Here is a 12,203-nt window from a genome sequence, read left to right as displayed (position 1 = left end):
GGCAGCATACCGAATATCGGTAAACGGTATAGAATTGAATCCATCGTATGGCGATCCTCTCCTTCAAGTGCCCGGAAACGCAGCGCCTGTTCACCAGCGGCAAGACTCGCCGCTTCGCCAACATCCAGAGCGTGGCGGAACGCAAGCTGGCGCAACTGGACGCGGCGCAAACGCTGGAGTTCTTGCGCAGTCCACCGGGCAACCGGCTGGAGATGCTGAGCGGGGATCGCCAGGGCCAGCACAGCATCCGCATCAACGACCAGTGGCGCGTGTGCTTTGTCTGGACGGAGAAAGGGGTGGCCGACGTGGAAATCGTGGATTACCACTGATGCCGAACAGCATTCATCGCTGCCGCATAGACAGCTTAAAAACCGGCGCCTCCCGGCAATGAGGGGCACAGGAGAAAACATGTTCAAGGACGGCATGCGCCCTGTCCACCCGGGCGAAGTTCTGCGCGAGGACTACCTCAAGCCCACGGACATGAGCGCCAACGCGCTGGCGAAGCAATTGCATGTGCCAGCTTCACGCATCAATGACATCGTTCTGGAGCGGCGTGGCGTGACTGCCGACACCGCCCTGCGACTGAGCCGCTTTTTTGGTGGCGATGCGCAGTCTTGGCTGAACCTGCAAACCGCCTACGACCTGCGCACGGCGGAGCTGGACGAGGAGTTGCAGGCGGCGGTGATGGCGGTGCATCCCATGCAGTTGCATCCCGCATGACACCCTCACCTGCGGGCCGTGAACCCCAGCCACTCATGAAACCGCCACCCCTGCTGGCGATCCGGCAGGCTGGCGGTGGCGTATCGCGCCGCGCACGCGGACAGTGACAGCCCCTTGTCCTGCGCCAGCGCGGCCAGTTGCTCCAATAGATCGACCTGCGCCCACGGCGTCACACCAGCCTTCGCATCGGGCGCCAATGGCAAGCGGTGCAGCAGGCTTTCTTCCACCGGCACATAGAGCTTGTCGCCGCGCCGCTCGCCGTCGGCCACGCGGTGCAGGCGCAGGTGCTCGTCTTCATCGTCAGGCAAAAAGGCCACATCCACGCGCGGCACCGGATCGTGGCGAAAGCGCTGGAACTGGGGCAGCAGGCCGATGAGCCACAGGTGTTCGCCGCTGGCCCAATGCAGGCTGGCGGCGCGGGCCACGGGTGTGGTGTCGGCGCTGGCGGCATCGCGCGGCAGCATGGTGTCGTGCATGCGGGCGTGTTCCAGATCGACGAGGTGCTTGGCCGGCTGAAAGTTCGCCTTGGCGACCGCGATGCGCGCCCGCGCATCCACAGGCCAGACGGGCGCGCCTTCCGTGTGCTTGGCCAGCAGGGTCTGCAATTGATGTGAGCGCAGATGAAAGTGCCGCGCCGCATCGGTCGTGCCCTGCCCCTTGTCCACCTCAAAACCCGGCTTGCAAAATGCCGCCTCGCCCGAATGCTCGAAAGCGCGCAGATTGCTGTCCAGCACCAGCAGGTTCTCCCCGTCCACGGCACCCGGCCGATGGCGGCGCACGCGGCCGGCCAGTTGGATCAGCGAACGCATGGATGAAGGCTCGACCACGGCCCAGTCATAGTCGTGATCCCGGCCCACTTCGGTGACGGGGCTGCCGAGCACGATGAACAGTTGATCCTGCTCCGGGCTGGCGTCGATCAGTGCACGGATCGCGGGCTGCTGGAACACCGGGTCGGCACCATCGGCCGCCGGGCGCCGGTTGAGCACGGTGTCCAGTTGCCGCTCGATGGCCGAGCGCGCCAGCAGTGGAAACTGCGAGTGGTAAACGCACAAATGCACGCGCACGCCGGGCGCGGGAGCCCCTTGTCGAACCATGGCCAGCGCCACATCGAACAGCGGGTCGATGTTCGCCATGCGGATCAGGCCCAGGCTCACGCGCTTGCCGCTGACGGGGTCGATGCCATGGTTTTGCGGCTGCTGATGCAGGTCCCATGCGCGCTCCAGCACGAAACGGGCGAAATCGCTGCGGCGCTCGGCCGTGTCCATACCGCTCCATGTTTCGGGCAAGGGCGCAATCCGGGCGCGGCGGCGCACTTCGGCCTTGGCGAGCTGGGCCGCGCGCTTGTGCACATAGCTTTCATGGCTGGCGCGAAAAGCCGCCCCATCGGGGCAATCCAGCGCGACCTGGTGGAATTCGTCGATCCACAGGCAACAGATATGGGCCGGCTCGCCAGGCCGCTCGCCGCGGTGGCGCTGATACACCACGCGCCCCGCACGATAGGCCAGGAACAGCCCCTCCACCAAGGCGGGCGGCAAGGTGGCCGACGACAGCAGCACGCGCGAGCCCAGCAACCCGGCCCAGTGCACCAGCCGCGTGAGCGCGGGCAGGTCGGCCATGTCGAAATCGTCGGGCTCGTCGAGCACCAGATCGCCCGTCATAAGGCGCAGCATGGGCGCGATCTGGCGACCGCCGCGCAGGCTTTCCGTCGCGGGGGTGAGGTGATCCACGGTGCAGGCCAGCAACGGCGCGGCGATCAGCGCGCGCACGCGTGCATCGTCGGTCAGGCGCTGCAGCAGCGGGTGCTGGTCGTTGCCCTCGAACAGCACTTGGCCGCCCTCGTCGAACAGCGCCTGACTGGAAGCCGAACCGCTGGCCTCGGCCTGCTGCTCCCAGTATTCGAACAGTGCACGGCTGGCCGCGCCGCCGACCTGGATGGCCAATTGGTCGTCGCCCAGGCCCAGATCGTGCTGGAACACGCGCCCCGTCTGCAGCGTGAGCGTGCGCAGGCCAATGGCAAAGGCGCAGCGCAAGCCCACCGCCGGATCGGCCAGCGCGTTCATGATGCGGGCGTTGCCCAGCGTCTTGCCGCAGCCGGTGGAGGCCATGTTGACGATGAATGCGCCTTGGCTGGACGCGCGGTGGCGCACGCTGGCGGCGAGGTCGGCCGCCTTGTCCTGCCATTGAAAGCGTGCGTTGCTGTTGCGCTTCTTGAGGCCCTTGTGGTTTTGCAGCGCGGGCAGGCTGCGCGCCAGCGTGGGCAGCGAGCGCGCCACCAACGTGGCATGGGCCTGGACGCCAAGCAGGTGTTCGTCCAGGGTTTGATTGAAAATCGGCCGTTTCCCCGCGTCCGTATTGCGCAAGTAGCTATCATTTTTGATGGTATTGGCACCCAGCGGATAGCCGTCGTTGAGATAAGGCTGGCGGCGTGCCTCATCCGTGATGCTGGAGTAATGGTGGTCGGCCAGCATCAGGCACAGGCGCGAGACGTGCATGGCGAACGGGTCGTGCAGCGCGAGGCCGTTGGCGGGTTGGGCCGCCGACTCCAGCAGCTTGCGCGCATAGCGGGCGGCCTGTTTGCGCCAAAGCGGCTGCGTGACGGGCAAGCCATGCGGAAACGCCCAATGCGCGCGCACCGTGGCGGCAGGGGTGACTTCGCGGGGTTCATTCCAGTCGGCGCTGATGCGCTGCAGCAGCCCTTGCAGATCGGCCGCGTTCACAAAGCTGGGGTGGGCGCCAAAACGGCACCAGCGATATTGCGGCTGGTCGATGTCGTCGTCGCTGCTGCCGTCCTTTTGCCGTACCGGCATGCAGGGCAGGCGGTGGTGGGTCAACACCAGCCAGGCCACGGCTTGCGCCAGCGGCGGCATGGCGGCGAATGGCAGAAGGTTCTGCGCCTGCGGTTCATCCATGCCGTCACGCAGCAAGCGCCCCAGCCAGTGCGCCTCGAACGCCTTGGCATCCAAACCGTCATCGGCCAGCCGTCGCAGCCAGCCCGCATCGTCATCGCCGCCCACGAACGCCTGAAACAGCCGCACCGACACCCATTCATGCCGATAGTGGTTGCGCTCGCGCAGGCCGGGGTTTTTCAGGCGATCCTGGAACGCCTGCGTGGCCTTGCCCAGGTCATGCATCAGGGCGGCGAGCGCGGTCAGCGCCGTCATCAGCGGCAGGTGATGCCAGGCGCTTTCGTCCTCGGCGCGCAGCACATTGCTGGTTGTCGTGTTGGTCGGCACCGCGCCTTCGGCATTGAACTGTCGCCCATCGCCCACCACCCACAGCAGTTCGCTGTGGTCGCGCCCGCGAATCCAGTGGCAAGCCACGGCGGTGTTCTTGCGTGCGCTCTGGCGCAGCAGCTTGCGCACGGTATCGAGGCCCGCCTGGGTGATGGGCGTTTGCCAGGTGCGGTCGCCGCGCCGCTCGGCAAACTGGTCGAGGATGCGGCGCGTCTCGGTCAGCGCGCGCTTGGTGCATTGGGAGACGAACAGCACGTTCATGCGTTCACCATGCGCGCCGTATCGGCGGCCATGCGCTTGAGCGTGTCGATGATGAAGTCCAGCGATTCGCTGCGTGTGAGCGCCTCGATGCACTGGCGGCGGAACTGCTGTTCGTCATCGCCGCGCATCGCCGACAGAAAGGCTTGCGGCAGGATGGCCGCGTCCTTGACCAGATCGGCCGCGTCGAACACCAGGCCGCCGCGCCGCGTCTTGCCGTGCAATACCGCCAAGCCATGCGGCAGGCCCAGCACCCAGGTGGCCGTGGCGCCCAGGCCGTAGGCCAGGTAGTTGCCATGGTCCAGAAAGCGGTTGGCCGCGTCGGTGCCGGTGCCGCGCTTGGCCCGCGTGAACTCGCCATAGCCCACGGCATCCACGGCCAGCTTGAAAAGGGCCTTGGTCAGGCGCGCCTCATCGGTCAGCAGCGCCGTCACGTCGGGCGCGTTGGCGATCAACGGCGTGAACTGCTGCACCAGTGCCTTCAGCCGCTGGATATCGACCGCAAAGCCCGCTTCACGCAGAGCGCGGGTGTTCCATTCAGCAAGTAGCCGCTGCAAGCGCCAAGTCTGCAATTGCTTGGCCGCATGCAGGCGCAGTTCGTCGTCAAACCAGAACTTCACCCACGCCTGCAGGTATTCGGTGGGCCGGTATTCGCTTTGCGGCGTCAACCACGCCACTTCCACGTCCACCTCGTTGGCGTTGAACAGCGGCGTGCCACCGCCGCCGCAAAAACCCACCAGCACGCCGGCCTTGGCCAGCTCGCGCATCGCGGCCTGGGTGATCGAGGTGCCCGTGCCCAGCAGAATGCTGGTGGTGTTGGCGATGGGAATGTTCCAGTACAGGCTTTTCTTGCCCGCGTCGGTCACGTATTCGACGCGGCCGCCGTTGACGAGTACGCGGCAATGCTCCAGGTAGTAGATGTTGGCCCGCTGGGAATGCAAGATGGTTTTGAGATCCCGCCCGCGAATCTCTTCCATTGCTTCCTCGCCGTGTTTTGGTGTTGGCTGAAAGTAGAACATGATTTGCAGCATGTACTTACACAACGACCAATGTGGATTCGGGCAGGAGGGCTGATGCCACTTCTGACCTCGCCAAGCAGCGCAAACGATCCACGGAACACCATTCGAGATCAGCAAACAAAAAACCGCCGTAAGGCGGTTTAAGTTTCAAATCAGCGAACTGGCTTGGGGTCGCTGGCGGAGACGGAGGGATTCGAACCCTCGATGAGGCTCTACACCCCATACTCCCTTAGCAGGGGAGCACCTTCGGCCACTCGGTCACGTCTCCTGGCACGAAGCTTGGATTATGCCACCTTCAGGCAGCTGCGGCGGGCTGGTCCAGGTCGAAGGCGCGGTGCAGCGCGCGCACGGCCAGCTCCATGTACTTCTCGTCGATGACGACCGAGGTCTTGATCTCGCTGGTGGAGATCATCTGGATGTTGATGCCCTCCTCGCTCAGCACCCGGAACATCTTGCTGGCCACGCCCACGTGGCTGCGCATGCCGATGCCGACGATGCTGACCTTGCAGATGCGCGGGTCGCCCACCACCTCGGCGGCGCCCAGTTGCGGCACCACCTTGTCCTTCAGCAGGTCCACGGTCTTGGCGTAGTCGTTGTGGTGGACGGTGAAGCTGAAGTCGGTCTTGCCGTCCTTGCTGACGTTCTGGATGATGACGTCCACCTCGACGTTGGCGTCGGCCACGGCGCCCAGGATCTGGTAGGCGATGCCCGGCTTGTCGGGCACGCCCAGCACGGAGATCTTGGCTTCGTCACGGTTGAAGGCAATGCCGGATACGATGGCCTGTTCCATTTGTTCGTTTTCCTCGAAAGTGATCAACGTGCCGGACTGGGCCTCTTCGATCAGGTCGATGTCCCAGGGCGTGAAGCTGGACAGCACGCGCAGGGGCACCTTGTACTTGCCGGCGAATTCGACCGAGCGGATCTGCAGCACCTTGCTGCCCAGGCTGGCCATCTCCAGCATTTCCTCGAAGCTGATGCGAGCCATGCGCCGCGCCTCGGGGACGACGCGCGGATCGGTGGTGTACACACCGTCGACGTCGGTGTAGATCATGCACTCGTCGGCGCCCAGCGCCGCAGCCACGGCCACGGCCGAGGTGTCGGAGCCGCCGCGCCCCAGCGTGGTGATGTGGCCCTCGTCGTCCACGCCCTGGAAGCCGGTGATGATGACCACCTTGCCGGCGTCCAGGTCGGCGCGCACGCGCTGGTCGTCGATGCTGTCGATGCGCGCCTTGGTGTAGGCGTTGCTGGTGCGGATGGGCACCTGCCAGCCAGCGTAGCTGACGGCGGGCATGCCCTGGGCTTGCAGGGCGATCGACAGCAGGCCGACGGACACCTGCTCGCCGGTGGAGGCCAGCATGTCCAGCTCGCGGTAGTAGTCGGGCGTCAGCTTGCCGGGCGCCAGTTCCTTGGCCAGGCCCAGCAGGCGGTTGGTCTCGCCGCTCATGGCGCTGGGCACGACCACCATCCGGTGGCCGGCGCGCGCCCATTTGGCGACGCGCTTGGCGACGTTGGCGATGCGCTCGGTCGAGCCCATCGACGTGCCGCCGTACTTGTGGACGATCAATGCCATGGCATGTGGTGAGGTGAGTCGTGGCCGGCGCGCCCTCGCGCCACCGGCAAACCGCGCATTTTAGCCGGCGCTGGAAGGCGAGTCGGGAGCCGGCTCCCACGCCAGCGCGTCGCCCCGCCGCCGCACGTGGCCGCGCCCGGCCTTGAGGTGGATGCCGTGGCCGCGCGTGACGCAGGCGTCGATCTGGGCCAGCAGTTCGGCCAGTTGCGCGCTGCTGGGCGTCTGCGCGTGCGCGCTCAGCAGCCAGTGGCGCAGCAGGTTGGCCTGGCGGGCGGGCGGCAAGGCGCGCAGCGCGGCGATGCGCGGCGGCAGGCCGCAGGCGGCCAGGTCCTGCGCCGCCACGTCCTGGAGGATGGCCTGCGCCTGCGCGGCGTGCGCGGCGCTGCGCGCGAAGGTGCGGCGGAACCGCGGGAAAACCGCCTCCAGCGCGGGCAGCAGATGCGCCCGGATGCGGTTGCGCGTGAAGCGCGGGTCGGCGTTGCTCGGGTCCTCCACCCAGGACTCGCCGCGCGCCCGCAGCCAGGCGCGGACCGCCGGGCCGGGCACGCCCAGCAGCGGCCGCCCGTAGTCCACGCCGCCGCGCCGCCAGTGCGCGGGCATGGCGGCCAGCCCCGGCAGCCCGGCGCCGCGCGACAGCGCCAGCAGCAGGGTTTCCACCTGGTCGTCGGCATGCTGCGCAAGAACTACCGTTTTGATAGCTGTCGGCGCAATATCGGTGCGGGATAGAGCCTCGAAAGACTCATAACGCCGGTTGCGGGCCGCGTCCTCCGGGCTCTGGCCGGGCGCGGGCCGCGCGTCCACGCGCCGCACCCGCAAGGGCACGCCCAGCCGGGCGCAGACCTGGACGCAATGGCGCTCGAAGCCGTCGGCGGCGGCCTGCAGGCCGTGGTGCACATGCCAGGCCCGCACCTGCCCCGGCCAGCGCCCGGCGCAGGCCAGCAGCAGCGCGGTGGAGTCGGCCCCGCCGCTGAAGGCCACGGCCAGCGGCAGCGCCGGCGCGCGGGCGGCGAAGGCGTCCATGGCCTCGTCGAGGCGCGCGGGGTCCAGGGCGTGGTCGGGGGCGGACATGGGCAAGATCGATGGTAAGGCCGGCCCGGCTTGTCATCCCCGGGCGCGGCCCCACGTTAAGGGCTGGCATGCACCAACCGACGGGAGATCATCCGATGTGGAAGCTGGGCCGACTTTTCACGATGTTCCGCAAGGAACTGCTGCTGGCCTGGAGCCTGCTGCGCGACCCGCGCGCCCCCGCCGCGGCCAAGCTGGCGACGGTGCTGGCGATCCTGTACGTGGTCAGCCCGATCGACCTGGTGTCGGATTTCATTCCCGTGCTGGGCTGGCTGGATGATGGCCTGGTCGCTTACGTGCTGCTGCAGGCCGCCTTCAAATTCCTGCCGCCCGACCTGATGGCCGCGCTGCGCGCCAAGGTGGACGCGCGGGTGCGGCCGGTGGCGCGCTGACCGACTTCGCGGGAGCGTGGAGGCACCCTGAGCCGCCGCCCGGCCGCCCGAAGGCGGCGAAGGCCCCCTCGGGGGGCAGCGGACCACGCGCGGCGGGGAAGCGTGGGGGCCCTTATCTCTCTGCCTTGGTGTCGGTGTACCGGCCGTAGCTCTGCAGCCGCTCGTAGCGGCGGTCCAGCAGGTCGCGCACCTTCAGGTCGCCGACCTGGCGCCAGGCCTCGCCCAGCGCGCGTTTCAGGAAGCCCGCCATCTGCCGCGCGTCGCGGTGCGCGCCGCCCACGGGCTCGGTGACGATCTTGTCCACCAGCCCCAGCGCCTTGAGCCGGTGCGCGGTGATGCCCAGCGCGGCGGCGGCTTCCTCGGCCTTGTCGCTGGTCTTCCAGAGGATCGAGGCGCAGCCCTCGGGGCTGATGACGGAGTAGATCGAGTACTGCAGCATCAGCACCTGGTCGGCCACGGCGATGGCCAGCGCGCCGCCGGAGCCGCCCTCGCCGATGATGGTGGTGATGATCGGCACCTCGAGCTGCGCCATCTCGTAGATGTTGCGGCCGATGGCCTCGGACTGGCCGCGCTCCTCGGCGTCGATGCCGGGAAAGGCGCCGGGCGTGTCGACGAAGGTGAACACGGGCAGCCTGAACTTCTCGGCCGTCTTCATCAGCCGCAGCGCCTTGCGGTAGCCCTCGGGCCGCGTCATGCCGAAATTGCGCAGCGTGCGCTCCCTGGTGTCGCGGCCCTTCTGGTGGCCCAGCACCATGCAGGCGCTGCCGTTGAAGCGCGCCAGCCCGCCGACGATGCTCTGGTCGTCGGCGAAGTGGCGGTCGCCGTGCATCTCGACGAAGTCGGTGAAGCAGTCGCGGATGTAGTCCAGCGTGTAGGGCCGCTCGGGGTGGCGCGCGATCTTGGTGATCTGCCAGGGCGTCAGGTCGCCGTAGATGTCCTTGGTGAGCTGCAGGCTCTTCTTGTCGAGCTGGTCGATCTCCTCGGAGATGTCGACCGCGCTCTCGGTCTGCACGTAGCGCAGTTCCTCGATCTTGTTCTCCAGCTCCGCGATCGGCTGCTCGAAATCAAGAAATGTTCTTTTGGCCAAGATCGGCTCCTCATCAACGAGATACGAGGCAATGTTACCGGATGTGGGGGGCTCAATACGCCACCGGCAGGGGCTCCAGCGAGCGCCACATGTACCAGGTCGCCACGCTGCGCCAGGGCGCCCAGCCCTCGGCCACCTCGCGCGCCTCGCTGCGGCTGACGGGCTCGCCCGAGAAGTAGTTGACGCTGATGCCCTTGATCAGCCCCGCGTCGTCCAGCGGCAGCACGTCCGGGCGCAGCAGGTGGAACATCAGGAACATCTCGGCCGTCCAGCGGCCGATGCCGCGGATGGCGACCAGCTCGGCGATGATGGCCTCGTCGTCCATGCCGTGCCACTGGCCGGTGTGGATCTTGCCGCTGTCGAAGTGCAGCGCCAGGTCCACCAGGTACTCGACCTTGCGCGCCGACAGCCCGGCGGCGCGCATGTCGTCCACCTTGAGCTTGAGCACGGCGGCCGGGTTCATGCCCCGGGGCAGCGCCTCGAAGCGGTTCCACACCGACTGCGCGGCCTTGACCGAGATCTGCTGCCCGACGATGGAGCGCGCCAGCGTGACGAAGGCATCGCCGCGCGACTCCAGGCAGGCGGTGCCGAAGCGCGGGATCAGGCGCTTCATCACCCGGTCGCGCCGGGTCAGGTGCTCGCATGCCTGCGGCCAATAGCCGGGCGCGCTGGTCTGGATCGCTTCTTTTTTTGTAGCTGCCATCGCATTATCCATGCCGGCTGGAAGCCGAAAATACCTTGAAAACCATCACCGCGCCGCCTCCCAGGTGGTGCCGGCGGGCGAGTCCTTGAGGACGATGCCGGCGGCCTGCAGTTCGGCGCGGATGCGGTCGGCCTCGGCGAAGTCGCGGGCCTGCTTGGCGGCGGCGCGCGCGTCGATGCGGGCCGCGATGGCGGCGTCGTCCAGCGTGCTGCCCGCGCGCAGGAAGGCCCTGGGGTCGCCCTGCAGCAGGCCCAGGCAGCCGCCCAGCGCCTTCAGCAGGCCGGCGTCCCGCGGGCGGCGGTGCCGGTTGACCTCGCCCGCCAGGTCGAACAGCACGGCCACCGCCTCGGGCGTGCCGAAGTCCTCGTCCATCGCGGCCTTGAAGCGCGCGGCCTGCGGGTCGGACCAGTCGATGGCCGCGCCCTCGGCGGGCACGGCGTCCAGCGCCGTGTACAGGCGCTTGAGCGCGGCGCGCGCGTCCTGCAGGTGCACGTCGCTGTAGTTGAGTGGGCTGCGGTAGTGCGCCCGCACGATGAAGAAGCGGATGGTCTCGGCGTCGAAGCGCCGCAGCACGTCGCGGATGGTGAAGAAGTTGCCCAGCGACTTGGACATCTTCTCGTTGTCGATGTTGACGAAGCCGTTGTGCATCCACACCCGCGCCAGCGGCACGCCGTTGGCGCCCTCGCTCTGGGCGATCTCGTTCTCGTGGTGCGGGAACTGCAGGTCCGCGCCGCCGCCGTGGATGTCGAAGGTGTCGCCCAGCAGCGCGCAGCTCATGGCCGAGCACTCGATGTGCCAGCCGGGCCGCCCCGGGCCGTAGGGGCTGTCCCACTGGGCGCCTTCGGGTTCGGTCGGCTTGGCGGCCTTCCACAGCACGAAATCGAGCGGGTCCTGCTTGCCCTCGTCCACCGCCACGCGCTCGCCGGCCTGCAGCTCGTCGAGCGACTTGCCCGACAGCTTGCCGTAGCCGGGAAAGCGCCGCACGGCGTAGTTCACGTCGCCGCCCGCCGCCTCGTAGGCCAGGCCCTTGTCCTGCAGCCGGCGCACGATGTCCAGCATCCGCGGCACGTAGTCGGTGGCGCGCGGGTCGTGCGTGGGGCGCTCCACGCCCAGGGCGTCGAAGTCGCGGTACATCTCGGCGATCATGCGGTCGGTGAGCTGGCGGATGGTCTCGCCGTTCTCCAGCGCGCGGCGGATGATCTTGTCCTCGATGTCGGTGATGTTGCGCACGAAGCTCACGCGCAGGCCCGAATGCCGCAGCCAGCGCTGCGCCACGTCGAAGGCCACCGCCGAGCGCGCGTGGCCGACGTGGCACAGGTCGTACACCGTGATGCCGCACACGTACATGCGCACGTGGCCGGGCTCGATCGGGGAAAAGGCTTCCAGCCCACGCGAGAGCGTGTTGAAGATGCGCAAGGTCATGGGAAAGGCGTGAATGCCGCGGGACGGCGTGATGCGGTGGCGGCCCGGGCGGCCGCGCCATCCTGCGTGGCTACAATGCCCCGCAGTATAGAACGCCCCTTCCGGCACGGAAACCGCCTGTCCGCGCGCCCTCCCGCGCCCCACCCATGACCCTGCGCCGCCTTCTCTCCCCGATCCGACTGCTGGCCCTGCTGGCCTGTGCGCTGGCGGCGCCCGCCTGGGCCGACGACTACGCCGAGGTGCAGCGCCTGCAGCGCGGCGGCCAGACCCGCGAGGCCCTGGCCGAGGCCGACAAGTACATCGCCGCCCACCCGCGCGACCCGCAGATGCGCTTCATCAAGGCCAGCGTGCTCAGCGCCGCCGGCCGCCCGGACGAGGCGCAGGAGCTGCTGACCCAGTTGACGCGCGACTACCCCGAGCTGGCCGAGCCCTGGAACAACCTGGCCGTGCTGCACGCCGGCCGGGGCCGGCTGGACCAGGCGCGCGAGGCGCTGGAGACGGCCCTGCGCATCCAGCCCGACTACGCCACGGCGCTGGAGAACCTGGGCGACGTGCAGGCGCGCCAGGCCGCGGCGGCCTACCAGCGCGCGCGCCGGCTCGACGCCGGCAACCCGCGCCTGGCGCCCAAGATCGAGGCGCTGCGCGCCGTGACGGGCGCCGCCGCCCAGCCCGGCGGCTGACGGCCCGCCCGCCGCGCGCGGGAACTTGCGCGCCCGGCCCCGGCACCAATCCCT

General features: G+C 68.3%; 11 protein-coding genes and 1 tRNA gene. 4 read left to right on the top strand and 8 right to left on the bottom strand.

All coding sequences use genetic code 11. The features are described from left to right. Positions 1–47 precede the first annotated feature (47 nt). Positions 48–329, top strand: a complete 282-nt coding sequence (locus tag IPG65_RS02345) for a type II toxin-antitoxin system RelE/ParE family toxin (protein WP_293187682.1) — start codon at positions 48–50, stop codon at positions 327–329. 79 nt (positions 330–408) lie between these two features. Next, positions 409–720 (top strand): HigA family addiction module antitoxin, encoded by a 312-nt coding sequence (locus IPG65_RS02340; RefSeq protein ID WP_293187681.1) that lies wholly within the window; start codon positions 409–411, stop codon positions 718–720. A 5-nt stretch (positions 721–725) separates the two neighbouring features. Here the strand turns inward: IPG65_RS02340 and cas3f are convergent, their stop codons facing one another. From cas3f to tilS, 5 genes are all read right to left on the bottom strand, one after another. After that, positions 726–4,214: a type I-F CRISPR-associated helicase Cas3f gene (gene cas3f, locus IPG65_RS02335; protein WP_293187680.1), complete on the bottom strand. Its 3,489-nt coding sequence runs from the start codon at positions 4,212–4,214 to the stop codon at positions 726–728. Further along, positions 4,211–5,188, bottom strand: a complete 978-nt coding sequence (cas1f, locus tag IPG65_RS02330; RefSeq protein ID WP_293187679.1) for a type I-F CRISPR-associated endonuclease Cas1f — start codon at positions 5,186–5,188, stop codon at positions 4,211–4,213. Before cas1f ends, cas3f begins: the two co-directional genes overlap by 4 nt. A 217-nt stretch (positions 5,189–5,405) precedes the next feature. After that, positions 5,406–5,498, bottom strand: a tRNA-Ser gene (locus tag IPG65_RS02325). Positions 5,499–5,525: 27 nt separating this feature from the next. Then, complete coding sequence (locus IPG65_RS02320; RefSeq protein WP_293187678.1) at positions 5,526–6,800, bottom strand: aspartate kinase; 1,275 nt, start codon at positions 6,798–6,800, stop codon at positions 5,526–5,528. A 60-nt stretch (positions 6,801–6,860) separates the two neighbouring features. After that, complete coding sequence (gene tilS / locus IPG65_RS02315) at positions 6,861–7,820, bottom strand: tRNA lysidine(34) synthetase TilS (protein WP_293187936.1); 960 nt, start codon at positions 7,818–7,820, stop codon at positions 6,861–6,863. Positions 7,821–7,936: 116 nt separating this feature from the next. Here tilS and IPG65_RS02310 point away from each other — a divergent pair, with 116 nt between their 5' ends. After that, complete coding sequence (locus tag IPG65_RS02310) at positions 7,937–8,257, top strand: YkvA family protein (protein WP_293187677.1); 321 nt, start codon at positions 7,937–7,939, stop codon at positions 8,255–8,257. 112 nt (positions 8,258–8,369) lie between these two features. Here IPG65_RS02310 and IPG65_RS02305 read toward each other — a convergent pair whose 3' ends face one another. The 3 genes from IPG65_RS02305 to cysS are packed head-to-tail and all read right to left on the bottom strand — an operon-like array spanning position 8,370 to position 11,469. Continuing rightward, complete coding sequence (locus IPG65_RS02305) at positions 8,370–9,344, bottom strand: acetyl-CoA carboxylase carboxyltransferase subunit alpha (protein WP_293187676.1); 975 nt, start codon at positions 9,342–9,344, stop codon at positions 8,370–8,372. Between the two features lie 52 nt (positions 9,345–9,396). Beyond that, a complete protein-coding gene (locus tag IPG65_RS02300; RefSeq protein WP_293187935.1) occupies positions 9,397–10,047 on the bottom strand; it encodes a DNA-3-methyladenine glycosylase 2 family protein in 651 nt (216 codons plus the stop codon). A 45-nt stretch (positions 10,048–10,092) separates the two neighbouring features. Next, positions 10,093–11,469, bottom strand: coding sequence for a cysteine--tRNA ligase (gene cysS, locus IPG65_RS02295; protein ID WP_293187675.1), 1,377 nt, complete (start codon positions 11,467–11,469; stop codon positions 10,093–10,095). 146 nt (positions 11,470–11,615) lie between these two features. On the opposite strand from cysS, the gene IPG65_RS02290 reads away from it, so the two are divergent. Continuing rightward, a complete protein-coding gene (locus IPG65_RS02290) occupies positions 11,616–12,149 on the top strand; it encodes a tetratricopeptide repeat protein (RefSeq protein ID WP_293187674.1) in 534 nt (177 codons plus the stop codon). Positions 12,150–12,203 lie beyond the last annotated feature (54 nt).

Origin of the sequence: Ottowia sp., assembly GCF_016703145.1 — a bacterium.
Lineage (GTDB): Bacteria > Pseudomonadota > Gammaproteobacteria > Burkholderiales > Burkholderiaceae_C > Ottowia.
Note: the sequence above shows the minus strand (reverse complement) of the source record. Positions and strands in the feature narration are given on the sequence as shown.

Excerpts from the sequence above, each read along its gene's own strand:
- cas3f (WP_293187680.1), bottom strand. The coding sequence starts at position 4,214 with ATGAACGTGCTGTTCGTCTCCCAATGCACCAAGCGCGCGCTGACCGAG.
- IPG65_RS02340 (WP_293187681.1), top strand. The coding sequence starts at position 409 with ATGTTCAAGGACGGCATGCGCCCTGTCCACCCGGGCGAAGTTCTGCGC.
- IPG65_RS02345 (WP_293187682.1), top strand. The coding sequence starts at position 48 with ATGGCGATCCTCTCCTTCAAGTGCCCGGAAACGCAGCGCCTGTTCACC.
- cysS (WP_293187675.1), bottom strand. The coding sequence starts at position 11,469 with ATGACCTTGCGCATCTTCAACACGCTCTCGCGTGGGCTGGAAGCCTTT.
- cas1f (WP_293187679.1), bottom strand. The coding sequence starts at position 5,188 with ATGGAAGAGATTCGCGGGCGGGATCTCAAAACCATCTTGCATTCCCAG.
- IPG65_RS02290 (WP_293187674.1), top strand. The coding sequence starts at position 11,616 with ATGACCCTGCGCCGCCTTCTCTCCCCGATCCGACTGCTGGCCCTGCTG.
- IPG65_RS02300 (WP_293187935.1), bottom strand. The coding sequence starts at position 10,047 with ATGGCAGCTACAAAAAAAGAAGCGATCCAGACCAGCGCGCCCGGCTAT.
- IPG65_RS02310 (WP_293187677.1), top strand. The coding sequence starts at position 7,937 with ATGCACCAACCGACGGGAGATCATCCGATGTGGAAGCTGGGCCGACTT.
- tilS (WP_293187936.1), bottom strand. The coding sequence starts at position 7,820 with ATGGACGCCTTCGCCGCCCGCGCGCCGGCGCTGCCGCTGGCCGTGGCC.
- IPG65_RS02320 (WP_293187678.1), bottom strand. The coding sequence starts at position 6,800 with ATGGCATTGATCGTCCACAAGTACGGCGGCACGTCGATGGGCTCGACC.